At 66.5% G+C, this 23212-nt stretch carries 30 protein-coding genes; 5 read left to right on the top strand and 25 right to left on the bottom strand.

Annotation, left to right across the window (positions count from 1 at the left end; all coding sequences use genetic code 11):
- Window positions 1-55 precede the first annotated feature (55 nt).
- Genes map through secY form a run of 3 tightly spaced genes read right to left on the bottom strand, consistent with a single transcriptional unit; the run spans window position 56 to window position 2727 of the window.
- Entirely contained in the window at window positions 56-853 is a 798-nt protein-coding gene (map, locus tag Y900_RS17790; RefSeq protein ID WP_036343557.1) for a type I methionyl aminopeptidase, read from the bottom strand.
- 6 nt (window positions 854-859) lie between these two features.
- Window positions 860-1405 (bottom strand): adenylate kinase, encoded by a 546-nt coding sequence (locus Y900_RS17785; RefSeq protein WP_036343555.1) that lies wholly within the window; start codon window positions 1403-1405, stop codon window positions 860-862.
- Window positions 1402-2727 (bottom strand): preprotein translocase subunit SecY, encoded by a 1326-nt coding sequence (gene secY / locus Y900_RS17780; RefSeq protein WP_036343553.1) that lies wholly within the window; start codon window positions 2725-2727, stop codon window positions 1402-1404. Before secY ends, Y900_RS17785 begins: the two co-directional genes overlap by 4 nt.
- Before the next feature lie 284 nt (window positions 2728-3011).
- Here secY and Y900_RS17775 point away from each other — a divergent pair, with 284 nt between their 5' ends.
- The 4 genes from Y900_RS17775 to Y900_RS17760 are packed head-to-tail and all read left to right on the top strand — an operon-like array spanning window position 3012 to window position 6679.
- Window positions 3012-3932, top strand: a complete 921-nt coding sequence (locus tag Y900_RS17775; RefSeq protein WP_036343551.1) for a class I SAM-dependent methyltransferase — start codon at window positions 3012-3014, stop codon at window positions 3930-3932.
- Window positions 3929-4834 carry an SAM-dependent methyltransferase gene (locus tag Y900_RS17770; protein WP_036343549.1) on the top strand — a complete coding sequence of 302 codons (906 nt, stop codon included), beginning with the start codon at window positions 3929-3931 and terminating at the stop codon, window positions 4832-4834. The genes Y900_RS17775 and Y900_RS17770 overlap by 4 nt, the downstream gene beginning before the upstream one ends.
- Before the next feature lie 4 nt (window positions 4835-4838).
- Window positions 4839-5765, top strand: coding sequence for a class I SAM-dependent methyltransferase (locus tag Y900_RS17765; protein ID WP_036343547.1), 927 nt, complete (start codon window positions 4839-4841; stop codon window positions 5763-5765).
- The gene (locus Y900_RS17760) at window positions 5765-6679 is read left to right on the top strand and encodes a class I SAM-dependent methyltransferase (RefSeq protein ID WP_036343545.1); all 915 of its coding nucleotides are present in this window, start codon (window positions 5765-5767) and stop codon (window positions 6677-6679) included. Before Y900_RS17765 ends, Y900_RS17760 begins: the two co-directional genes overlap by 1 nt.
- 18 nt (window positions 6680-6697) lie before the next feature.
- Here Y900_RS17760 and Y900_RS17755 read toward each other — a convergent pair whose 3' ends face one another.
- Both Y900_RS17755 and sppA read right to left on the bottom strand, forming a co-directional pair.
- Complete coding sequence (locus Y900_RS17755; protein ID WP_081845154.1) at window positions 6698-8251, bottom strand: LCP family protein; 1554 nt, start codon at window positions 8249-8251, stop codon at window positions 6698-6700.
- 113 nt (window positions 8252-8364) lie between these two features.
- The gene (gene sppA / locus Y900_RS17750; protein ID WP_036343541.1) at window positions 8365-10164 is read right to left on the bottom strand and encodes a signal peptide peptidase SppA; all 1800 of its coding nucleotides are present in this window, start codon (window positions 10162-10164) and stop codon (window positions 8365-8367) included.
- A gap of 58 nt (window positions 10165-10222) precedes the next feature.
- Here sppA and Y900_RS17745 point away from each other — a divergent pair, with 58 nt between their 5' ends.
- A complete protein-coding gene (locus Y900_RS17745) occupies window positions 10223-11149 on the top strand; it encodes an LLM class flavin-dependent oxidoreductase (protein WP_036347125.1) in 927 nt (308 codons plus the stop codon).
- A 57-nt stretch (window positions 11150-11206) separates the two neighbouring features.
- Here Y900_RS17745 and rplO read toward each other — a convergent pair whose 3' ends face one another.
- From rplO to rplB, 20 genes are all read right to left on the bottom strand, one after another.
- A complete protein-coding gene (gene rplO / locus Y900_RS17740; protein ID WP_036343539.1) occupies window positions 11207-11650 on the bottom strand; it encodes a 50S ribosomal protein L15 in 444 nt (147 codons plus the stop codon).
- Window positions 11647-11841, bottom strand: a complete 195-nt coding sequence (rpmD, locus tag Y900_RS17735) for a 50S ribosomal protein L30 (RefSeq protein WP_036343537.1) — start codon at window positions 11839-11841, stop codon at window positions 11647-11649. Before rpmD ends, rplO begins: the two co-directional genes overlap by 4 nt.
- Window positions 11842-11843: 2 nt before the next feature.
- On the bottom strand, window positions 11844-12557 hold the full coding sequence (gene rpsE / locus Y900_RS17730; protein ID WP_172507332.1) for a 30S ribosomal protein S5: 714 nt from the start codon (window positions 12555-12557) through the stop codon (window positions 11844-11846).
- Between the two features lie 25 nt (window positions 12558-12582).
- Window positions 12583-12990, bottom strand: a complete 408-nt coding sequence (gene rplR / locus Y900_RS17725) for a 50S ribosomal protein L18 (protein WP_036343534.1) — start codon at window positions 12988-12990, stop codon at window positions 12583-12585.
- Between the two features lie 3 nt (window positions 12991-12993).
- Entirely contained in the window at window positions 12994-13533 is a 540-nt protein-coding gene (gene rplF, locus Y900_RS17720) for a 50S ribosomal protein L6 (protein WP_036343532.1), read from the bottom strand.
- A 21-nt stretch (window positions 13534-13554) separates the two neighbouring features.
- Complete coding sequence (gene rpsH / locus Y900_RS17715) at window positions 13555-13953, bottom strand: 30S ribosomal protein S8 (RefSeq protein WP_036343529.1); 399 nt, start codon at window positions 13951-13953, stop codon at window positions 13555-13557.
- An 88-nt stretch (window positions 13954-14041) separates the two neighbouring features.
- On the bottom strand, window positions 14042-14227 hold the full coding sequence (locus Y900_RS17710; RefSeq protein WP_019510998.1) for a type Z 30S ribosomal protein S14: 186 nt from the start codon (window positions 14225-14227) through the stop codon (window positions 14042-14044).
- A 4-nt stretch (window positions 14228-14231) separates the two neighbouring features.
- Window positions 14232-14795 (bottom strand): 50S ribosomal protein L5, encoded by a 564-nt coding sequence (rplE, locus tag Y900_RS17705; protein ID WP_036343526.1) that lies wholly within the window; start codon window positions 14793-14795, stop codon window positions 14232-14234.
- Window positions 14796-14800: 5 nt separating this feature from the next.
- On the bottom strand, window positions 14801-15118 hold the full coding sequence (gene rplX, locus Y900_RS17700) for a 50S ribosomal protein L24 (RefSeq protein WP_036343525.1): 318 nt from the start codon (window positions 15116-15118) through the stop codon (window positions 14801-14803).
- Window positions 15119-15487 (bottom strand): 50S ribosomal protein L14, encoded by a 369-nt coding sequence (rplN, locus tag Y900_RS17695; protein WP_003892852.1) that lies wholly within the window; start codon window positions 15485-15487, stop codon window positions 15119-15121. It lies immediately after the preceding gene.
- 140 nt (window positions 15488-15627) lie between these two features.
- The gene (locus tag Y900_RS17690; RefSeq protein WP_036343522.1) at window positions 15628-16542 is read right to left on the bottom strand and encodes a formylglycine-generating enzyme family protein; all 915 of its coding nucleotides are present in this window, start codon (window positions 16540-16542) and stop codon (window positions 15628-15630) included.
- Between the two features lie 4 nt (window positions 16543-16546).
- Window positions 16547-17251, bottom strand: a complete 705-nt coding sequence (locus tag Y900_RS17685; RefSeq protein WP_051660126.1) for a hypothetical protein — start codon at window positions 17249-17251, stop codon at window positions 16547-16549.
- 21 nt (window positions 17252-17272) lie between these two features.
- Window positions 17273-19624 (bottom strand): arylsulfatase, encoded by a 2352-nt coding sequence (locus tag Y900_RS17680; protein ID WP_036343519.1) that lies wholly within the window; start codon window positions 19622-19624, stop codon window positions 17273-17275.
- A gap of 132 nt (window positions 19625-19756) precedes the next feature.
- Window positions 19757-20053 carry a 30S ribosomal protein S17 gene (rpsQ, locus tag Y900_RS17675; RefSeq protein WP_036343518.1) on the bottom strand — a complete coding sequence of 99 codons (297 nt, stop codon included), beginning with the start codon at window positions 20051-20053 and terminating at the stop codon, window positions 19757-19759.
- The gene (gene rpmC / locus Y900_RS17670) at window positions 20053-20286 is read right to left on the bottom strand and encodes a 50S ribosomal protein L29 (protein WP_036343516.1); all 234 of its coding nucleotides are present in this window, start codon (window positions 20284-20286) and stop codon (window positions 20053-20055) included. The genes rpsQ and rpmC overlap by 1 nt, the downstream gene beginning before the upstream one ends.
- The gene (gene rplP / locus Y900_RS17665; protein ID WP_036343514.1) at window positions 20286-20702 is read right to left on the bottom strand and encodes a 50S ribosomal protein L16; all 417 of its coding nucleotides are present in this window, start codon (window positions 20700-20702) and stop codon (window positions 20286-20288) included. Before rplP ends, rpmC begins: the two co-directional genes overlap by 1 nt.
- A gap of 3 nt (window positions 20703-20705) precedes the next feature.
- Entirely contained in the window at window positions 20706-21548 is an 843-nt protein-coding gene (rpsC, locus tag Y900_RS17660) for a 30S ribosomal protein S3 (RefSeq protein WP_036343513.1), read from the bottom strand.
- Entirely contained in the window at window positions 21548-22054 is a 507-nt protein-coding gene (rplV, locus tag Y900_RS17655) for a 50S ribosomal protein L22 (protein WP_036343511.1), read from the bottom strand. The genes rpsC and rplV overlap by 1 nt, the downstream gene beginning before the upstream one ends.
- The gene (gene rpsS / locus Y900_RS17650; RefSeq protein ID WP_003892827.1) at window positions 22051-22332 is read right to left on the bottom strand and encodes a 30S ribosomal protein S19; all 282 of its coding nucleotides are present in this window, start codon (window positions 22330-22332) and stop codon (window positions 22051-22053) included. Before rpsS ends, rplV begins: the two co-directional genes overlap by 4 nt.
- Window positions 22333-22347: 15 nt before the next feature.
- Window positions 22348-23184 (bottom strand): 50S ribosomal protein L2, encoded by an 837-nt coding sequence (gene rplB / locus Y900_RS17645; protein ID WP_036343509.1) that lies wholly within the window; start codon window positions 23182-23184, stop codon window positions 22348-22350.
- Between the last annotated feature and the right edge of the window lie 28 nt (window positions 23185-23212).

The following is a 23212-nucleotide window of genomic DNA, read 5'->3' as shown; positions in this document are numbered from 1 at the left end:
GCGGTCCGGGCCGATCACCAGCCATGGTGGCGGTCTCGGCGCAGATCACCACAGATCACACAGTGAGGATGCGCGGGCCGTCGTCGGTGACGGCGACGGTGTGTTCCCAGTGGGCGGCGCGGGACCCGTCGGCGGTGACGACGGTCCACTCGTCGGCCAGGATCCGGGTCTTGGTGGTGCCCAGCGTCAGCATCGGTTCGATCGCGAGCACCGATCCGGCGATCAGCGTGGGCCCGCGGCCGGGCTCGCCCTCGTTGGGCAGGAACGGGTCCATGTGCATGGCCCGGCCGATGCCGTGCCCGCCATAGCCCGCGACGATGCCGAATCGGCGGCCGTAGGTCCGTTCGGCGGCGCGGGTGCCGGTCTCGATGGCGTGCGACACGTCGGTGAGCCGGTTGCCGGGGATCATCGCCGCGATACCGGCTTCCATCGACTGCTTGGTCGCCGCCGAGAGTGCCTCGTCCATCGCGATCAGGGTGCCGATCCCGAACGTGACAGCGGCATCGCCATGCCAGCCTTCGATGATCGCACCGCAGTCGATCGACACCAGGTCGCCGGCGGCAAGTTTCTCGTCAGCCATCGGAATGCCATGCACCACACGGTCATTGACCGACGAGCAGATGCTGGCCGGATAACCGTGATAGCCGAGGAACGACGGAATGCCGTTGGCCTGCCGGATCACCGATTCGGCGACGTCGTCGAGGTCCTTGGTCGAGACCCCGGGAGCGGCGGCCGCCTGGACGGCGCGTAGCGCTGCCGCCACGACGGCGCCGGCAGCGGCCATCGCGTCCAGCTCACCCGGCGTGCGGGCGGGAACGGTCTTGCGGTTGCGCAGCCCAGGCAGAGAAACCATCGAAATTCAGCGACCGAGTGCGTGCAGCGCCCGGGCGAACACCTCATCGAGGCTGCCGACGGCGTCGACGGTCTTGAGCTCGTCCTGGTAATAGTCGAGCAGCGGCGCGGTCTCGTCGCGGTACACCTTGAACCGGTTGCGGATGACGTCCTCGGTGTCGTCGGCACGGCCACGGCCCTTGAGCCGCTCGACCAGTTCGTCCTCGGGCACCCGGAACTCGAGCACGGCGTCGAGCAACAAGTCGCGCTTGGCCAGCATCTGCTTGAGCGCCTCGGCCTGCTCGACCGATCGGGGGAAGCCGTCGAGGATGAAGCCGCCGGCCACATCCGCGTCGTTGAGCCGGTCGTCGACCAGCGCGTTGGTCAGTGTGGCCGGAACCAGGTCACCGGCGTCGAGGTACTTCTTGGCCTCCAGCCCCAGCTCGGTGCCGGTGCTGATGTTGTGCCGGAACAAGTCACCGGTGGAGATCTGCGGCACCCCGAGCTTGTCCGCCAGCTTGACTGCCTGAGTTCCCTTGCCCGCGCCCGGCGGTCCCAACAGAACGATTCTCACTTCAGGAACCCTTCGTAGTTGCGCTGCATGAGCTGGCTCTCGATCTGTTTGACCGTATCCAAACCGACACCGATCATGATCAGAACCGCGGTACCGCCGAACGGCAGGTTCTGGACGCCACCGCTATTGCCCATCTGCAGGAAGACGTTCGGCAGGACGGCGATCACACCCAGGTAGATCGAGCCGGGCAGGGTGATCCTGTTCAGCACGTACCGCAGGTAGTCAGCGGTCGGCTTGCCCGGTCGGATGCCCGGGATGAAGCCGCCGAACTTCTTCATCTCGTCGGCACGTTCGTCGGGGTTGAACGTGATCGAGACATAGAAATAGGTGAAGAAGATGATCAGCCCGAAGTAGATGCCGATATAAACGGGGTCAGCCGGATTCGTCAGGTAGTTGGCGACGAAGCGGTCCCACCAACCGTTGCTCGGGGTGGTGCGCCCGCTCTGGATCAGCTGGGTGATCAGGTGCGGGATGTAGATCAGCGACGACGCGAAGATGACCGGGATGACGCCGGCCTGGTTGACCTTCAGCGGCAGATAAGTCGACGTGCCGCCGTACATGCGCCGGCCCACCATCCGCTTGGCGTACTGCACCGGGATGCGGCGCTGGCCCTGCTCGACGAACACGACGCCGATGATGATCAGCAGAGCCGCCGCACAGACCGCGGCGAAGATCAGGCCGCCACGGCTGTCCAGAATGCTCTTGCCCTCAGCGGGGATGCGGGCTGCGATACCGGCGAAGATCAGCAGCGACATGCCGTTGCCGACACCCCGCTCGGTGACCAGTTCGCCCATCCACATGACCAGCGCGGCGCCCGCGGTCATCACCATAACGATGATGATCAGCGAGAAAATGCTCTGGCTCTGCAGGATGTCCAGGGTGCAGCCCTGCAGCAGGCCGCCATTGGCGGCCAGGGCCACAATGCTGGTGGCCTGCAGGATCGCCAACGCGATCGCCAGGTAGCGCGTGTACTGGGTCATCTTGGCCTGGCCGGCCTGACCCTCCTTGCGCAGCTGTTCGAAACGCGGGATGACCACCGTGAGCAGCTGCACGATGATGCTGGCGGTGATGTAGGGCATGACGCCCACCGCGAACACCGTCAGCTGCAGCAGCGCACCGCCGGAGAACAGGTTGATCAGCGAATAGATCTGCCCTCCGGCACCACCGCTCACCTGCTCGATGCACTGGTGGACGTTCTTGTAGTTGACCCCGGGGGACGGCAGCGAGGCGCCGACCCGGTACAGGATCACAACACCCAACGTGAACAGGATCTTTCGCCTCAGGTCGGCCGTCCTGAGCGAAGAGATGAAAGCCGAGAGCACTCTTCCTCCTGGGCAGCCGGACGTGAGTCACAGCGTGCCAATGGGGCTGGCCTGGCCAGCGTTCGGGTAATCCTGCCTTGCGCCGATCGCCGCCACGATTTCCGCCTGCGGCACCGCTCGCTCAAACAGTCTACGAGAGTAACAGTTGGCCCAGGCAGGGCGGGAATCCGCGGATCAGTGCCACCGCCGGCCGCTGCGCGCCCAGGAATCACACAGCGGGAACAACGTACAGTCGATAGTGGTTAACTCGGCTAAGTATAAGGGGCGGCAGTGAGGGTCAAACGATGACGCGTACCGACAACGACACCTGGGACCTGGCCTCCAGCGTGGGTGCCACCGCGACTCTGGTCGCCGCCGCCCGCGCCGCGGCGAGCCGGGAGCACGACCCGTTGATCGACGACCCGTTCGCCGAACCCCTGGTGCGCGCCGTCGGCATCGACTTCTTCACCAAGATGGCCACCGGCGACCTGCCCACGCCGGACGACCAGAGCGCCATGGGCGTCACGCGGATGACCGACAACATGGCGGTGCGCACGAAGTTCTTCGACGAGTTCTTCCTGAGCGCCGCTGAGGCCGGTGTCCGTCAGGTCGTCATCCTCGCCTCCGGTCTCGACTCGCGTGCCTACCGCCTGGACTGGCCGGCCGGCATGGTCGTCTACGAGATCGACCAGCCCGACGTCATCGCATTCAAGACCGAGACGCTGGCCGAGCAGGGCGCCGAGCCGACGTGTGACCGCAGGCCGGTGGCGATGGATCTGCGCAACGACTGGGCCACCGCGCTACGCGAGGCAGGCTTCGACCAGCAGGCGCCCACCGCGTGGAGCGCCGAAGGCCTGCTGGGCTACCTGCCGCCGGACGCACAGGACCGTCTGCTGGACACCGTCACCGAGCTGTCCGCTCCCGGGAGCCGGGTGGCCATCGACACCGCGCCGCCGTCGAATCCCGAGGAACAGGAAGAGTCGCGCGAAAAGATGGAAACCATCTCTGCGCACTGGCGCGACAACGGCTTCGACCTCGACTTCGGCTCACTGGTCTACCTGGGCGAGCGCAACGATGCCAGCGACTACCTGACCGACCACGGTTGGCAGGTCGACCGCTCACCGGTCAACGACCTGCTCGCCGCGGGCCGGCGCGGGACGTTCGATGACGACGAGCCGATGGGCAAGCTCTACTACCTCAGCGCCATCTACGGCGGCGCCCGATGAGCCGCAGCGACTCCGACTCCTGGGACCTGGCCACCAGCGTCGGCACCACCGCCACCATGGTGGCCGCCGCCCGCGCGGTGGCCAGCCGCGAAGAGAACGCGCTGATCGACGACCCCTTCGCCGCCCCTCTGGTCCGCGCCGTCGGGATCGACGTCTTCACGAAGATGGTCGACGGGGACATCGACATGGCAGCCATGGACGGTGCCGAGACTGCCCGGGTGATGACCGATGTGATGGCGGTGCGAACCCGCTTCTTCGACGAGTTCTTCCTGAATGCGGCCGCCGCCGGCGTGCGGCAGGCGGTCATTCTGGCCTCCGGCTTGGACTCCCGGTCGTATCGGCTGCACTGGCCGGCAGGCACCGTGGTCTACGAGATCGATCAGCCGCAGGTCATCGACTTCAAGACCGAGACGCTGGCCGCGCTCGGTGCCTCCCCCACCGCCGAGCTGCGCACGGTCAGCGTCGACCTGCGTGAGGATTGGCCGGCAGCGTTGCGGGCCAACGGATTCGACGACACCGAGGCGACTGCGTGGAGCGCCGAAGGCCTGCTGGTGTATCTGCCGCCGGAGGCCCAGGACCGGTTGTTCGACAACATCACCGCGCTGTCCGCGCCGGGCAGCCGGATCGCCACCGAATACCACCCGGACGGCGGCCGCGGTCTGGCGGACCGTTCCAAGGCGATCAGCGACCAATGGCGCGAACGAGGCCTGGACATCAACATGTCCGACCTGTTCTACGACGGGGAACGCAACCCCGTCATCGGCTACCTCGAACGGCAGGGCTGGCAGGTCGGCTCCCAGGCGCGCGCAGACCTGTTCGCCGCGTACGGACGGCCCTTCCCCGAGACCACCCTGACCGAATCACTGCGGAACTCCGTGTCCGTCACCGCAATCCGGAAGTAACACCATGAGCCAGACAAACACCCGCTACGACGGCGACACTTGGGACCTGGCGTCCAGCGTCGGCGCCACCGCGACATCGGTGGCGGCGTCGCGCGCACTGGCCTCCCGCGGCCCGGACGCCCTCATCCACGACCCGTACGCCGACGCCCTCGTCAAGGCCGTCGGCGTGGAGTCCCTCATCCGGGTCGCCAACGGCGAGGCCAACATCGAGGACGATCCGATGCTCAACCGCCGCCGGATGACCGAGCAGATCGCGGTGCGCACAAGGTTTTTCGACGACGTATTCACCAACGCCGCCCGCGACGGCATCACCCAGGCCGTCATCCTGGCCTCGGGCCTGGACACCCGCGCCTACCGGATGAGCTGGCCGGCCGGCTCGGTGGTGTTCGAGTTGGACCAGCCTCAGGTCATCGAATTCAAGACCCGCGTGATGGCCGACTTGGGCGTCTCGCCCACCGCCGATCGTCGCACCGTCGCCGTCGATCTCCGCGACGACTGGCCGGCTGCGTTGCGGGAGCACGGTTTCGACGTCACCCAACCGACGGCGTGGATCGCCGAAGGGTTGTTGATCTATCTACCCCCCGAGGCGCAGGACCGATTGCTGGACAACGTCACCGCGATGTCGGCACCGGGGAGCCGCTTCGCCACCGAATTCATGGCCGCGGGAATGACACTGCCGGACAGCTGGCGCGAGCGGTTCAAGAAGTACTCGGCACAGATCGGCTCCGACATCGATCTGCCCGCCCTGTTCTACGACGGCGAGCGCAACTCGGTGACCGACTACCTGACCGAACGCGGGTGGCGCATCAGCACGGTGAGCACCCGGGAGTCTTACGCCGCCAACGGCTTTGACATGCCCGACGACGAAACACTGGTGCAGTTCAGCGACAGCACCGGTTACCTGACCGCCACCCGAACACAGGAGCAGTGATGACACGCACCGATGACGACAGCTGGGACCTGACCTCCAGCGTCGGCGCCACCGCGACAGCCGTGGCCGCCGGCCGCGCACTGGCCACCAAGGACCCGCGCCAACTCGTCAACGACCCGTTCGCCGATCCGCTTGTTCGTGCGGTCGGCATCGACTTCTTCATCAAGATGATCGACGGCGAACTCGACACCTCGGCGTTCGGCGACCTCGCGCCCGAACGTGTGCAGTCGATGATCGACGCAATGGGCGTGCGGGCCAAGTTCTTCGACGACTACTTCATGTCCGCGACGGACACCGGCATACGGCAGGTCGTGATCCTGGCATCCGGCCTGGACGCGCGCGCATACCGGTTGCCGTGGCCGTCGGGCACCGTGGTGTTCGAGATCGATCAGCCCGACGTCATCGCATTCAAGACCGGCGTGTTCAACGAGCTCGGTGCGCAGCCCCCGGCGCAGCGCCACACTGTCGGCATCGATCTGCGCGAGGACTGGCCCGCAGCGCTGCGCGCCGCCGGGTTCGATCCGAACCTGCCCACCGCGTGGCTGGCCGAGGGCCTGCTGGTCTATCTGCCGTCCGATGCTCAGGACCGGTTGTTCGACACGATCACCGAGTTGAGTGCGCCCGGCAGCGCGGTGGCCACCGAATTCGTGCCCGGGATCATGGATTTCGACCCGTCGAAGGGGACGGCGATGACAGCCCAGGCCCGTGATCAGGGGCTGGACATCGACATGGGATCGCTGGTCTACGCCGGCCCGCGCAGCCACGTGATGGAGTACCTCACCGGGAAGGGGTGGGACGTCACCGGGGTGGCCGACGAGGAGCTGTTCCGCCGGCTCGGACTGCCGGCCCGGCCGGAACGGGACGACAACGACCCGTTCGGCGAGATCGTCTACGTCAGCGCCACTCTGGGGTAGAAGCCCACTAGGCCTGCGCTACTTCACGCAGGGAACCGACTCTCCGGTCATGTGACTGAGATCGGTCGGTGCCGGCGACGCGGTTCCCGTTGCGGTGGCTGAGACGGTGGATACCGCGGCCGCTGCCGGGGCCGCGGGAGCCGTGTCGCCGACATATTCACTCGCCGGGAAATCCGTTCCCACCGTCAATTGCACAGTGGTCGCAGGCAGAGCATCGTTTTCGGCGGCGGGCAAATTCAGTTGTGCCGCGAGTGCTTTACCCGCGCGCGCCACTCCGTCGCCGTAGCCCACGGCGCTGGTATTCGACAATGCGGCGGCCGTGCTGGCCCGCCCGGTATCGAAACCATTGGCGGTGAACAGCTTTTCGAGTTGAGCTGCCAAGCCGTCGTAACTGGAGGCATTCGCCACGTCCAGGGTGGCTCCAGTGCCGTACATGGGATCGTCTGCCGGCGCGGCGGTGGACGAGGTGGGCTGCGCCGCGTCACCGGACGCAAACAGATCGTGGACGATCGACCGAATCACGGACACGTCGATGAGATTGACGTCCTCCCCGGCAGGATCTTGACCGAAGCCGGTTATCGGAAGGGTGTACATGGACGGGGGGCGCTTGGTCATGGCCGAAGCACGTTGCGCAAACGCCGCCAGGTCCAGATCGGCGTCGACCGCGAGGTTTTGCTTCGTCGTGTCGAGTAGCTTGTTCAGCGTCAACGGGTTGTCGAGGTCACCGCTGCGCCGCAATGCGCTGATCAGCGACACGATGAAGGCCTGCTGGCGCCTCGTGCGGTCCATGTCGGTGAAGTCGGCGTTGTTGACGTCGCGGCGCTGCCGCACGAACGCCATCGCTTGAGCTGCGTCGAGTTGCTGGACCCCCTGACGAAAATCCGCTCCGGAGAAGTCGTCTGAGGTGTTCCCGTTGAGGCAGACCGTGATAGGAGCGACCGCTTTGGCGATCTCGTAGAACGCACCCAGCGTGACCTCCACGAAGTGATCGATGGGCACACCCAATAGCTCTTGGACCGTGGCTATCTCGGCTTTGCGGCCGGCCTCGCGTCCCCGTTGCTCCTTGCTCTGCGGATCCAGTGAGTTACTGAGCGAGAAGTCGGCATCGATCGCGTTCAGCGCATGCTGGTAGGCGAGGCCGTAGGCCTGCTTGATCTTTCCCTGGCACATGCCGGTCGGACAACCGGCCAGGTCGACGTAGTCGTCGCGCGGAATCGAAACCGCGGTCGGCGAACCATCTGCCGGGATGTGCACCACGATCAACACATTGGCGTTGTACCCGCCGACAGTCTCGTCACCGGCATGCAGTGCGTCGTAAACGTCCTTCGGCAGCGGCTGCCCATGCTGATCCAGGCGGCTGTCCAATCCCATGATGAGGATGTTTTGCGCGCCGCTGGCGGATGTCGGACCGCCGATCAGCGCATCAGAGGTGATGATGCCGCCCAGGGCGTGGTTCACCCCTGACCAGCCCAACCCGGTCACACCCAGCACTGCGACCGCGGCGAACGCGCCGAACGCCCTGCCCACGGCGAGTGGACGTCGTCGAACACCGATTTCACGGTGCGCCGTCACCGGCTCCTTCGGCCACTCCGGTGATCGCCACACAGCAGCACAGAGTATTGGCACAGTGGGCGGGCGGCGCGCCGCGACACCATTCTTTCCGCACTTGCGATGCCAATTCCCAGCTAAAAGACGCTGTCTCCCAGCCACAGCGCACTGGTTCCGGTCAGCGCACGCTCGCTCTGATCGACCGCTCCCCTGATGGACCGGCCGATCAGCATCGCGATGGCCTCCGGCAGCGAGGCCGCGGCCGGCTGCGACGAAGGCTTGGGGCGCAGGAAGTCCCGCAACGACGAGCTGGGATAGCTGACCAGTTCGGCCTTGGTGTCGGCGTCGATCCCGGCGAGCACCTTGGCCCGTCGTACGGCCGCGCGCAGGCCGCCGAGTTCGTCGACCAATCCGTGTTCGAGGGCATCGGCACCGGTCCACACCCGGCCCTGCGCCACCGCCTCGACCGCCTCGACGGACATGTGCCGAGCCTCGGCCACCCGCTGCACGAAGTCGGTGTAGAACAGATCGGCCTCGGCCTCGACGAGAGCCTGCTGTTCCGGGGTGAACGGCGCATTGACCGACCACGCGTCGGCGTTGTCGTTGGTGCGCACACTGTCCGAGCCGACCCCCAGGCGCTCCTTCAGCCCCCGGGCCACCAGCTTGCCGGTCAGCACACCGATCGACCCGGTGATGGTGCCCGGGTTCGCGACGATGGCGTCGGCGGCCATCGCGACGTAGTACCCGCCCGATGCGGCGACCGCGCCCATCGAGGCCACCACCGGCTTGCCCTTGGTCCGCAGGCGCTTCACTTCCCGCCAGATCGTCTCCGAGCCCGTCACCGCGCCGCCGGGACTGTCCACCCGCACGACCACGGCGTCGATGTCGTCGTCGGCGGCCACCTCGCGCAGTGCCGCGCCGATGGTGTCCCCGCCGGCGCTGGATCGCCCGATCGGCAGGCCCTGCGGGCCGCCGCGACCGCTGACGATCGACCCGGCGACGGTGACCACCGCGATCCGCGGGCGCTTCTTACGGCCCGGCACCGACGGCATCGGCACCGCGGGACCACCCTTGCCGGCGTGCGCATAGCGGGACAGATACAGTCGCGGCGGGGCGTCGTCAGCCGAGTCGGCGTCACCGGATTCCGGCGAAACACCTTCCCGGCCGGTCAGTTCCGCGATCCGGCTGTACGCCTCGTCGCGGAAGCCGATCCGGTCGACCAGGTGTCCGTCGACCGCGGCGTCACGCAGCAGCGGCGCCTGATTGGCCAATTCGTCAACCGCCGCGACGTCGATGTGCCGCGACTCGGCGATGGCCTGCCACACCTGGCTGTGCAGGCTGGCGATCAACCGGGAATCGGCCTCGCGGTGGGCGTCGGTGTAGTGGTCCTGGGTGAACAGGTTGGCTGCCGACTTGTATTGGCCGCGCGCCACGAACTGCGCCTCGATACCCGCCTTGCCGAGGGCGTCGCGCAGAAACAGTGCGTTGGTGGCGAAACCGATCAGGCCGACGGTGCCTGTCGGCTGCATCCACACTTCGGAGAAGGCCGACGCCAGGTAGTACGACAGGGTGCCGGGGTACGTTTCGGCCCACGCCAGCGACGGCTTGGCTTGTGTGAAGGCGGCGATGGCTGCCCGCAGTTCCTGCACCGGCCCGGCCGGGGCGGCCGAAAGCTGAACTCGGGCAATCAGTCCCGCCACCCGTGGATCGTCTGCGGCGTGATGGATCGCGGCGACCGCATCGCGCAACAGCATCGTCCGGCCCCCGCCGGTGATGAAGGTCAGCGGGTCGAAGCCGCTGGACTCCGGCGGCACCGTCTGCAGATCGAGCTCCAAGATGCAGCCGTCGGGCACACCGTGGTGCCGGGCGGTGTCGATGCGCCGCAACGCGTCGCGGAGGTCGTCGGCGCCCGGAATCGCGGGCAGGAAGGCGAACATACAGTCGACATTACCCAGGCCGGCGCCGGTGCCCTCCGCGCGCTCGTACGGTGGAGTGGTGAGGTACTCGATCTCGATACCGCAGTTTGACGCCGACGGCTTCGACGGCGAGGGGCTGCGGAGCTATCTGACCCGTGCCGAGGAACTCGGCTTCGAGGGCGGCTGGACCATCGAGCAGATCATCGGCCCGTCGCCGATGATCGCACCGATGGAGCTGTTGGCCTGGGCCGCGGCGTGCACCACCACCCTGCGACTGGGGGTCGCCGTGCTGATCACCTCCCTGCACGACCCGCTGCAGCTGGCCTCGACGGTGACCGCCGTGGACCGGCTCAGCCATGGCCGCCTGGAACTCGGCGTGGCGCCCGGCGGTGGCCGGCGGAAATTTGAGGCGTTCGGCGTCGAGCCGACCACGTTCATCAGCAGCTTCACCGAAGGCCTGCAGTTGATGAAAGCAGCGTGGTCCGACGCCCCGCGGGTGACGTTTCACGGCCGGTTCCGCGACGTCGACGATCTGCCGATCGCGCCCAAGCCCGTGCAGCGGCCACACCCGCCGATCTGGTTCGGCGCCAACGCCCCTCGCGCGATCGCCCGCGCGGTGCGCCACGGTGACGCGTTCATGGGCGCGGGATCCTCGACGACGGCGAACTTCGCGACCGCCGTGCAGACCGTGCGCACCGAATTGGCCGAGCAGCACAAGGATCCGAGCGCATTCCGGATCGGCAAGCGGGTCTACCTGATCGTCGACGACGACGCGGCCCGGGCTCGCGAGCGAGTACTGGCCGGCCTGCACCGGATCTACGGCTCGATGCCCGGCGTCGACGCGGTTCCGGTATCCGGCACGCCGTCGGATGTCGTGCGCGGTCTGCGCGAGGTCATCAACGCCGGCGCGCAGACACTAGTGCTGCACCCGGTCGGCGCGAGTCTGGCCGAGGATCGCGAGCAGATGGAACGCCTTGCCGCCGAAGTCATTCCGCAGCTGAGCTGAGCAACGAAAAGGCCCCCGACACGCAATGCGCGGCGGGGGCTTCTTCGTGGATCTAGGTCAGAGCTCGGTGACCGAACCGCCTGCAGCGGTGATGGCCTCACGCGCGCTGCCACTGAACTTGTGCGCGGTGATGTCGACCTTGGCGGTCAGCTTGCCGTCGCCGAGGACCTTGACGAGCACGTTCTTGCGAACGAGGCCCTTGGCCACCAGGTCGTCGACACCGACGGTGCCGCCCTCCGGGAAGGCCTTGTTCAGGTCGCCCAGGTTGACGACGGCGTACTCGGTGCGGAACCGGTTACGGAAACCCTTGAGCTTGGGCAGCCGCATGTGGATCGGCATCTGCCCGCCCTCGAAGGTCACCGGCACGTTCTTGCGGGCCTTGGTGCCCTTGGTGCCACGACCGGCCGTCTTACCCTTGGAGCCCTCACCGCGACCGACGCGAGTCTTCGCGGTCTTGGAGCCGGGAGCCGGCTTCAGGTCGTGCAGTTTGATGACGCTCATGCTTTAGCCTCAACCACTTCTTCTACTTCAACGAGGTGGTGCACAGCCTTGATCAGGCCACGCGTCTGCGGGTTGTCCTCGCGAACCACCGTCTGGCGAATCTTCCTCAGACCCAGGGTCCGCAGGCTTTCACGCTGCTTCCAGCGGGCACCGATGATGCCGCGCACCTGGGTGATCTTCAGCTCTGCCATGGTTATGCGCTTCCTTCACCACGCGCTGCTGCGGCAGCCAGCGCTTCGCTCTCCCGACGCGCGCGCAGCATGCCTGCCGGCGCGACGTCTTCGATCGGCAGCCCGCGACGAGCGGCCACCTCTTCAGGACGCTGCAGCAGCTTGAGCGCGGCAACGGTGGCATGCACCACGTTGATCGCATTGTCACTGCCCAGCGACTTGGCCAGAACGTCGTGCACGCCAGCGCATTCCAGCACGGCACGGCACGCGCCACCGGCGATGACACCGGTACCGGGGCTGGCCGGACGCAGCATCACGACACCGGCCGCAGCTTCGCCCTGGACGGGATGGGTTACGGTGCCACCGATCAGCGGGACGCGGAAGAAGTTCTTGCGAGCTTCCTCGACACCCTTGGCGATCGCGGCGGGCACCTCCTTGGCCTTGCCGTAGCCGACACCGACCAGACCGTTGCCGTCACCGACGATGACCAGGGCGGTGAAGCTGAAGCGCCGACCACCCTTGACCACCTTGGAAACCCGGTTGATGGTGACGACGCGCTCGAGGTAGTTGCTCTTCTCGCCGCCGTCGCGGCCCCCACGTCCACCGCGGTCGCCACGATCATCGCGACGGCCACGGCCACCACGGTCGTCACGTCCGCCGCGCTGTACGTCGGTACGGGTGCCGGCTGAGGGGGCGCCGGTATCCGGCGCGCTGCCGGCTGCGGTCTGCTCCGCCATCATGCGGTCCTTCCGTTGTTCGTCATTAGAATTTGAGTCCGTTCTCGCGAGCCGCGTCGGCCAGCGCCGCGATGCGACCGCCGTAGGTGTTGCCGCCGCGGTCGAACACCACGGCCTCGACGCCTGCAGCCTTGGCGCGCTCGGCGATCAGCTGACCGACCCGCACGCTGTGGGCCTTCTTGTCACCCTCGACGGCGCGGACATCGGCCTCGATCGACGACGCTGCGGCGACCGTGACACCCTCGGCGTCGTTGACGAGTTGCACGTGGATGTGCCGCGAGGAGCGGTTGACCACGAGACGCGGCCGCTCGGCGGTGCCGACGACCTTCTTGCGCAGCCGGTTGTGCCGACGCAGGCGCGAAACCCGGCGCGCGGCCGAGACACTCGTGCCGACCGGCGTCCGATCGTTGGCTGCCTTCTGTGCTTGAGCCATGGCTTACTTACCTGTCTTTCCGACCTTGCGGCGGATCTGCTCACCCTCGTACCGCACGCCCTTGCCCTTGTACGGGTCCGGGCGGCGCAGCCGACGGATGTTCGCCGAGATCTGGCCGACCTTCTGCTTGTCGATACCTGTGATCGAGAACTTGGTGGGCGTCTCCACCGCGAAGGTGATGCCCTCCGGGGCCTCGATGACCACGGGATGGCTGTACCCGAGCGCGAACTCGAGGTTGCTGCCCTTGAGCTGGACGCGGTAACCGACGCCGAAGATCTCCATCTTCGTGGTGTAACCCTGGGTCACACCGGTCACCAGGTTGGACACCAGCGTGCGCGACAGCCCGTGTAGCGAACGGCTGCGCCGCTCGTCGTCCGGCCGGCTCACCACGATTGCGCCGTCGTCGCTGCGCGACACGGTGATCGGCTCGGCGATCGACAGCTCCAGCGTGCCCTTCGGGCCCTTGACCGACAGATTCTGACCGTCGATCGTCACATCAACTCCGGCGGGAATGACCACCGGCTGCTTACCAATACGCGACATAGTTCTGCTTCTCCTATCCCGCTACCAGACGTAAGCGAGGACTTCGCCGCCCACGCCCTGTCGGGACGCCTGGCGGTCGGTCAGCAGGCCGGAGGACGTGGAGATGATCGCCACGCCCAGCCCACCGAGAACCCGCGGCAGATTGGTGGATTTCGCGTACACCCGCAGACCGGGCTTGGACACCCGGCGCAGACCGGCGAGGCTGCGCTCGCGGTTGGGGCCGTACTTGAGCTGGACAACAAGCGACTTGCCGACCCGAGCATCCTCGGTGCGGAAATCGGTGATGTAACCCTCGCTCTTGAGGATCTCGGCGATGTTCGCCTTGATCTTCGAGTGCGGCAGGGTCACTTCGTCGTGATACGCCGAATTGGCGTTACGCAGACGCGTCAAAAAGTCTGCGATCGGGTCCGTCATAGTCATGACTGGGCCTGTCTACCTTCCTCGCAACGGTTCCCACTCGGGTCGATTCCCTCGGGGGCCTGCTGCGCACCTGTTCTGTAGGGGTCTGTTACCAGCTGGACTTCTGCACACCGGGCAGTTCGCCGGCATGGGCCATCTCGCGCAGGCAGATTCGGCACAGGCCGAACTTGCGGAACACGGCGTGCGGCCGGCCGCACCTGTTGCAGCGGGTGTAGGCCCGCACGGCGAACTTCGGCTTCTTATTGGCCTTGTTGACCAGTGCCTTCTTTGCCATCTGCTCAGTTCTCCTTGAAGGGGAAGCCCAGCGCGCGCAGCAGCGCCCGACCTTCGTCGTCGTTGGTCGCCGAGGTGACGACGGTGATGTCCATGCCGCGCGGACGGTCGATCGAATCGACGTCGATCTCGTGGAACACCGACTGCTCAGCGAGTCCGAAGGTGTAGTTGCCGTGGCCGTCGAACTGCTTGGGGCTCAGGCCGCGGAAGTCGCGGATACGCGGCAGCGCGATCGACACCAGCCGGTCGAGGAACTCCCACATCCGGTCGCCGCGCAGGGTCACCCGCGCACCGATCGGCATGCCTTCGCGCAGCTTGAACTGTGCGATCGACTTGCGGGCCTTGCGGATCTCCGGCTTCTGGCCGGTGATCAGCGCCAGGTCGTTGACCGCGCCGTTGATCAGCTTGGCGTCGCGGGCGGCGTCACCGACACCCATGTTCACGACGACCTTGACCACGCCCGGGATCTGCATGACGTTGGCGTAGTTGAACTCGTTGTTGAGCGCGTCCTTGATTTCTTCGCGGTAGCGCGCCTTCAGCCGGGGCTGAACTTTTTCTGCGGTAGTCATATCTCTCAGAGGTCCTTGCCGTTGCTCTTGGCGATGCGGACGTTCTTGCCGGTCTCCTCATCGCGGCGGACGCCGACGCGGGTCGGGTTGCCGTCGGAGTCGACCACCATCACGTTCGAGACGTGGATCGGAGCTTCCTGGGTGACGATGCCGCCCGAGGATGCGCCACGCTCGTTGGCCGACTGCGCGGTGTGCTTCTTGATCCGGTTGACGCCCTCGACGAGGACGCGGTTACGGGTCGGGTAGGCCTGCAGGACCTTGCCCTTGGCGCCCTTGTCCTTCCCGGCGATGACGAGGACGGTGTCGCCCTTGTGGACCTTCATTTACAAAACCTCCGGGGCCAGCGAGACGATCTTCATGAACTTCTTCTCGCGCAGTTCACGACCGACCGGTCCGAAGATGCGGGTGCCTCGCGGGTCGTTGTCGTTCTTGATGATGACGGCGGCGTTCTCGTCGAACTTGATGTAGCTGCCGTCGGCGCGGCGACGTTCCTTCACGGTGCGCACCACGACGGCCTTGACCACGTCACCGCGCTTGACGTTGCCACCGGGGATGGCGTCCTTGACGGTCGCCACGATGACGTCGCCGATGCCGGCGTAGCGCCGCGACGAGCCACCCAGAACACGGATGCACAAGATCTCCTTGGCGCCCGTGTTGTCGGCGACCTTGAGCCGCGATTCCTGCTGAATCACTAGATCTCCTCGATCTGGTAACTGTGTGCACGACAAAATCCCTAAAGGCAATCCAGAATGAAGCCTGTCGTGCGCGGTCTTTGTCACCCAAGAGCACGCAGGGCCGACAAACGCCGGCCGAGGTCTGCCCTAGGCAACCCCTACATGCTAGGTGACGAGCGAAAAAGCTCCAAATCGTCGCAGTTCACCACGCAGCGGAAGCCAATGTGCGTGGTCGAGGTGTCCTGCGACTGTGGTGAGCGCGCGGCTGGGCGGAACCGGTGGCAGTACTCCGGGGCGCACAGATGCGAGCCGCCTTTGAGGGCCTGGCTGACGGCGGGGTCGGGCTCGGTCGGCGGCGGGCAGCAACCGTTCTTTTGGTTCAGCACGTGGTGGGCCGAGAACCGCGTTGTCGTCCATTCCCAGACGTTGCCGATCATGTCGACCAGTCCGAATCCGTTCGGCGGGAAAGTGCCCACCGGCGAGGTTCCCGCCCACCCCAGCGCCCCGTCGTTGCGGTACGGGAACCGCCCCTGCCAGGTGTTGGCCATCAACGAACCGTCGACCGTCGGCTCGGCACCCCAGGCGTAGTCCGTGGTGCTGCCGGCCCGCGCGGCGTACTCCCATTGCGCCTCTGTCGGCAGCCGCCGGCCGGCCCACCGCGCGTACGCGGCCGCGTCGGAGTAGGCCACCTGCACGACGGGATGGTCGGCCTTGTCGGCGATGTCGCTGCCGGGCCCGAACGGTGCGCGCCAGTTCGCCCCGGGCGCCCAGTCCCACCACTGCCGCCAGTCCCGCAGATCCACCGGGCCCGCCGTGGACCGGAAGACCAGTGCGCCGGGTTGCAGATCCGCTTGCGGCACACCGGGATACAGCGCCGGGTCGAGTGCCTTCTCGGCCACGGTGACATGCCCGGTGGCAGCGACGAACTCGGCGAACTGCGCGTTGGTGACGGGGTGCCGCTCGATGCCGAAGGCGTCCACGGTGACCGTGTGGATCGGCGCCTCTTCGGGATAAAAGCTCGTCGACCCCATCCGGAACGCCCCGCCGGGCACCTCGACGAGCTCGGTGAGCATGGCTTCAGGGTATGACGATGCTGAACTTGTCGGTCAGCACCGAGGCGGCCTCGTCGAAACCGGGCGCTCCCGACGGCGCCTCCACGTGCACGGCGACCAGGTAGTTGCCGGTATTGGTCCAGATGTGGGCGATGCGGTCGTGGTACTCCAACGACTCGTCAGGATCCTGGGCCCAGGTGCCGATCAGTTTCTGTCCGCTGAATCCGCAGAAGTCGCCGGGGAGCAGGCTCAGCGTGCTGATCGGGTATTTGGCCATCAGGTCGTCGCCGTACCGGGTGAAGGCGGCGGCCGCCTCCAGCGGGGTGGCCGCGATGGTCACCTTGGCGACCATGTCGTCCGGCCCGGACAGCGACGCACCGACGTCGCCGGCGCCCCGGGTCACCGACCATCCGGCCGGCACCCGGATGGTGATCTTGGGCGCGGCCGGGTCGGCGACGGCGGCCACCGCCGTCTGCCCCTGCTGGTCCTGCCTGCACACGACCGCGTTCGGCGGGACCGGCACCTTGGTGGTCTCCAGCACGCCGGGTTGTGACGACTCGGGCTCGTCGGTCTCCCCGGTCGCCGGCAACGCCGACGTGGGTGCGACGCTGCCGGCGGAGGTGGACGCCTCGGCACGGACCGGGATCCCGTCGCTGTTTCGCGTGCAGGCGGCAACGCCTGGGACGGCCAGTACCATCACCGCCGCAGCGGCACATACCAGCCGAGTCACAGCTCCAGTATGACGCGGCGCTCAGTCCCTGGCGAAGGCCGCCGCGAGCTCCCGCTCCGCGTCGACGTACGGGGCGCCCGACACATCGACCACAACCTGCGCGATGGTTCCTCCGGTGAAGCTGAAAGGTGCCTGGTAGGCGGCCGAGACCGCCTGGCCCAGATTTCGGCCGACACTGACCCCGCCACCGGCCAGCCCGAAGGTGAACGGGTGAGCTTTCACACCGGCCAGCGTGGCCACCGCGGCCCCGTCGACGTAGAGCGTGGCGTCACCGACCGGGGTGTGGCTGCCGTCGACCGTGCCGGTCCGGGCGTAACCCACCCCCAGGATGTGGTCCCCGAGCGGGAGCGGGTCCGGGGCGATCACCCGTTGTTCGTCTTCACCGAAGAAGTTGTAGACGAACTGCAAGCGTCCGTCGTCGACGAACAATACGTAGCCACCGTGGCCGGCCCCCTGCTTGAACATCACCCCGCGCACGTCGGGGCTGCTGACGTTCACTTCGGCCAGCACCGAGAACGAACGGCCGACGATGTTCACGCAGGCGCCCATCCCGACCGGCGCGGTGTTCGGGTAGTAGATGTAGCGCGGCCGGTCACCGGCCAGGGTGGGCCGCCAGCGGCCGAGCATCTCCCCCACGTTGAGGTCGGACAGCGGCAGGCCGTTGTATTTTTCCGCTTCGCTGAACCACAGTTTCTGCAACTCGGCCAGCTTCTCGGGGTGTTCGGCCGCGAGGTCGTGGCATTGGCTGCGGTCGTTCTCGATGTGGTACAGCTCCCAGCGGTCGGCCTCGAAATGCGACCACCCCGACGGCGAAGCGGGGTGTACCGCGCTGGCGAACCATCCCTTGTGCCAGATTCCCCGAGTGCCCAGCATCGTGTAGAACTGGGTCTCCTTGCCGGTCTGCGCCGTCGAATCCTCCAGCGCTGCTTTGAAACTCACGCCGTCGAGTGGCTTCTGGGCGATTCCCTTCACGGTCTCCGGAACGTCGATGCCGAGCAACTCATAGATGGTCGGCGTTATGTCACTGACGTTGACGTAGTTGTCCCGGACTTCACCGTGCGCGGCAATTCCGTTGGGCCAGGAGATGATTGCGGTGTCGGCGATGCCACCTTCATGCGATGCGTAGCGCTTGTACAGCTTGTAGGGCGTGTTGAACGCCATCGCCCACCCGATCGGGTAATGGCCGTAGGTGGTGGGACCGCCCAGTTCGTCGAAGAACCGCATGCTCTCTCCGACGGTGTCGATGTATCCGTTGAAGAACTTGCCTTCGTTGACCGACCCGTTGGGCCCGCCCTCGCCGCTGGCGCCGTTGTCGGAGATCACCACGATGATCGTGTTGTCCAGTTGGCCGGATTCGTCCAGATAGTCCAGGATTCGGCCGATCTGGGCATCCGTGTAGGACAGGAAGCCGGCGAACACTTCGGCCATCCGGGAGAACAGCCGCTTCTCCTCGTCGGACAGCGATTCCCACGGACGCACGGTGTCCCCCTCCGGCCACGGCTGGCCGTCGGGTCCGGTCACGTCGTTGTACGGATTCACCGCGGACAGTTCGGTCTCCGGGGGCACGATGCCGAGCTTCTTCTGGTTCTCCAGCACGATCTCGCGGTAGCGCTCGTAACCCATGTCGAACGTTCCGGAGTAGCGGTCGGCCCATTCGGAGAACACGTGGTGCGGTGCGTGCCCGGCCCCCGGGCACAGATAGGTGAACCACGGCTTGTCGGGAGCGATCATCGTGGAGTCGCGGATGAACTCGATTGTCTTGTCCGCCAAGTCCTTCGAGAGGTGGTAGCCCTCCTCTGGCGTGGCCGGCGCCTCCACGGGGTGGCTGTCGTACATCAGCTCGGGATACCACTGATCGGTTTCACCGCCCATGAAGCCGTAGAACCGCTCGAAGCCGCGCGACAACGGCCAGTGCCTGCGGGTCGCCGCGAGGCTGGACTCCTCGATCGGCGTAAGGTGCCACTTGCCCACGCAGTACGTGTTGTAGCCGCGCTCGGCCAACACCTCCGAGATCAACGCGGTGTCATCGGGAATCCGGCCATTGATGCCGGGGAAACCATCGGTGAACTCCTCCACGGTCGCCATCCCGACGGTGGTGGAGTTCCGTCCGGTCAGCAGCGACGCCCGAGTCGGAGAACACAGTGCCGTGGTGTGGAACTGCGAGAGCCGAACACCGCGCTCGGCGACTCGCGACATCGCCGGCATGGACACCAGCCCGCCGAAGCAGTCCCAGGTCGCGATGCCGATGTCATCCCACACCAGGTAGAGCACGTTAGGCGCGTTGTCGGGCGCGGTCGGCGCCGCGTACGGGCCCCAGTCCGCCTCGGAATCGCGGATATCCAGTTCGATCTTGCCGTTGAACTCCGTGGTCATACGCGTTCCCCATTTCTCGAGGCTGCCGTGAGATTGCCAAGCAGACACGAGTCTGACATGAAGGCCACCAGACGCAAAGGCCCCCGACACGCCGGGCGTGCGGGGGCTTCTACGTCTGCTCGCGCAGAGAAATTACTTGGCGCGCTCGAGGACCTCGACCAGACGCCAGCGCTTGGTCGCCGACAAGGGGCGGGTCTCCATCAGGGAGACGCGGTCGCCGATACCGGCGTCGCCATTCTCGTCGTGCGCCTTGACCTTCGTCGTGGTCCGGATGATCTTGCCGTAGAGCGGGTGGCTCTTGCGAGACTCCAGCTCGACGACGATCGTCTTCTGCATCTTGTCACTGACCACGTAGCCGATGACCGTCTTGCGGCGGCCGCGCGACTCCTCGGTGCGCTCAGTGTGCTTGGTGCCCTTTGTTTCTGCCATTACGATTCCTCACCAGCGGGTCCGGCGGCCAGACCCAGTTCACGTTCGCGCAGCACGGTGTAGATGCGCGCAATCTCCTGACGCACGGTGCGGAGCCGGCGATTGTTGTCCAGCTGCCCGGTGGCCATCTGGAAGCGCAGGTTGAACAGCTCTTCCTTGGATTCCCGCAGCTTGTCGGTCAGCTCTTCTTCGGTGAGCTCACGCAGTTCGCCGGCGCTGATGCCAACAGCCATCAGAACTGCTCCTCTCGTGTCACGATGCGTGCCTTGATCGGCAGCTTGTGGATCGCGCGGGTCAGTGCTTCGCGCGCGATCTGCTCATTGGGGTAGCTCAGCTCGAACAGCACGCGACCGGGCTTGACGTTGGCCACCCACCACTCGGGCGAACCCTTGCCGGAACCCATGCGGGTTTCGGCGGGCTTCTTGGTCAGCGGACGGTCCGGGAAGATGTTGATCCACACCTTGCCGCCACGCTTGATGTGCCGGTTGATGGCGATACGAGCGGACTCGATCTGCCGGTTGGTGATGTAGGCGTGCTCCAGTGCCTGGATGCCGTAGTCACCGAACGACACCGACGTTCCACCGCTGGCGATACCACGCTGCCGGGGGTGATGCTGCTTGCGGTGCTTGACCTTACGGGGAATCAGCATGAGTTAGCTCTCCGTGTTTTCAGCGGCGGGCTCGACGGCCGGCGCCTCCGCGGTGACGGGAACCGCAGATTCCGCGGTCTCTTCACTGGCGGCACGACCGGCTTCGGTGCTCGTCGCGGTGGTGCCCGACGCACCGCTGCGGCGCGGGCGGGTGCCCGACGGACGCTCGCGGCGCGGACGGTCAGCGGCGGGCGCGGCGGCGGCGAGCTCACGCTTGCCGCCGACGATGTCGCCCTTGTAGATCCACACCTTCACGCCGATGCGGCCGAACGTGGTCTTGGCCTCGTACAGTCCGTAATCGATGTCGGCGCGCAGCGTGTGCAGCGGCACCCGGCCTTCGCGGTAGAACTCCGAGCGACTCATCTCGGCGCCGCCGAGACGGCCCGAGCACTGCACGCGGATGCCCTTGACGTTGGGCTGCCGCATGGCCGACTGGATCGCCTTGCGCATCGCGCGGCGGAACGCCACACGGTTGCTCAGCTGCTCGGCGACTCCCTGGGCGACCAGCTGCGCCACCGATTCGGGGCTCTTCACCTCGAGGATGTTGAGCTGAACCTGCTTGCCGGTCAGCTTCTCCAGGTCGGCGCGGATGCGGTCGGCTTCAGTGCCACGACGGCCGATCACGATGCCCGGACGCGCGGTGTGGATATCAACACGGACCCGGTCACGGGTGCGTTCGATCTCCACGTCGGCGATGCCGGCGCGCTCGAGACCGGTGGCCAGCAGCCGGCGGATCGCCACGTCTTCCTTGACGTAGTCCGCGTACTGCTTGTCGGCGTACCACCGGGACTTCCAGTCGGTGGTGATACCGAGCCGGAAGCCGTGGGGGTTGATTTTCTGGCCCACTACTCCGAGCCCTCCTTCGTCTGTTCGGCCGTCTTCTTGGCAGCCGGAGCCTTTTTGGCAGGAGCCTTCTTGGCCGGCGCCGTCGCGGCCGCCTTGCTTGCCTGAGCACGACGCGAGCGAGCAGACGCCGCAGAGCGCTCCTTGCGCTCCGGACGGCTCTCGACGATCACCGTGATGTGGCTGGTGCGCTTGCGGATTCGGTACGCGCGACCCTGCGCGCGCGGCCGGATGCGCTTGGCGGTCGGGCCCTCGTCGGCGGTGATGGTCGCGACGACCAGGGTCGCCGGGTCCAGACCGTCGTTGTTCTGCGCGTTGGCGGCAGCGCTGGCGATCACCTTGGCGACCGGCTCACTGGCCTGCTGCGGCGCCCAGCGAAGGATGTCGAGAGCTTCCTCGACACTCTTGCCGCGGACCAGGTTGATCACCCGGCGAGCCTTACTCGCCGAGATCCCGATGTGGCGCGCTTTGGCCGTCGCAGACGGGTATTCGGTGGTTGCAGTCGTCATCGCCGCTTACTCTTCCGGTCGTCCTTGATGTGACCTTTGAACGTGCGCGTCGGTGCGAACTCGCCCAGCTTGTGGCCGACCATCGCCTCGGTGACGAACACCGGCACATGCTTGCGACCGTCGTGGACGGCGAAGGTGTGACCGATGAAGTCGGGGATGATGGTCGAACGACGCGACCAGGTCTTGATGACCTGCTTGGTGTTCTTCTCGTTCTGGACGTCGACCTTCTTGAGCAGATGGTCGTCGACGAACGGACCCTTCTTCAGGCTGCGTGGCATGTCTTAATCTCCTGCCTAGCGCTTCTTGCCGGTGCGCCGGCGTCGGACGATGAGCTTGTCGCTCGGCTTGTTGGGCTTGCGGGTGCGACCTTCGGGCTTACCCCACGGGCTGACCGGGTGGCGACCACCTGAGGTCTTGCCCTCGCCACCACCGTGCGGGTGGTCGACCGGGTTCATCACCACGCCACGAACGGTGGGGCGCTTGCCCTTCCACCGCATGCGGCCGGCCTTGCCCCAGTTGATGTTGGCCTGCTCGGCGTTGCCGACCTCGCCCACGGTGGCGCGGCAGCGGACGTCGACACGGCGGATCTCACCCGACGGCATACGCAGGGAGGCGTAGGCGCCTTCCTTGCCCAGCAGCTGGATGCTCGAGCCCGCCGAACGAGCCAGCTTGGCACCGCCACCGGGACGCAGCTCCACAGCGTGGATCACGGTACCGGCGGGGATGTTGCGCAGCGGCAGGTTGTTGCCGGGCTTGATGTCGGCGTTGGCGCCCGACTCCACGATGTCGCCCTGCGAAAGACCCTGCGGCGCAATGATGTAGCGCTTCTCGCCGTCCAGGTAGTGCAGCAGCGCGATGTTCGCGGTGCGGTTGGGGTCGTACTCGATGTGAGCGACCTTGGCGTTGACGCCATCTTTGTCGTTGCGCCGGAAGTCGATCACCCGGTAGGCACGCTTGTGCCCGCCGCCCTTGTGGCGGGTGGTGATTCGGCCGTGGGCGTTACGACCGCCTGTGCTGTGCAGCGGGCGGATCAGCGACTTCTCCGGAGTCGAGCGAGTGATCTCGGAGAAATCGGAGACGCTGGCACCGCGGCGACCGGGGGTCGTCGGCTTGTACTTGCGAATTCCCATTATCTATTCCTGAGTTCTATCTGCAGTC

The organism is Mycolicibacterium aromaticivorans JS19b1 = JCM 16368 (assembly GCF_000559085.1).
GTDB lineage: Bacteria > Actinomycetota > Actinomycetes > Mycobacteriales > Mycobacteriaceae > Mycobacterium > Mycobacterium aromaticivorans.
Note: the sequence above shows the minus strand (reverse complement) of the source record. Positions and strands in the feature narration are given on the sequence as shown.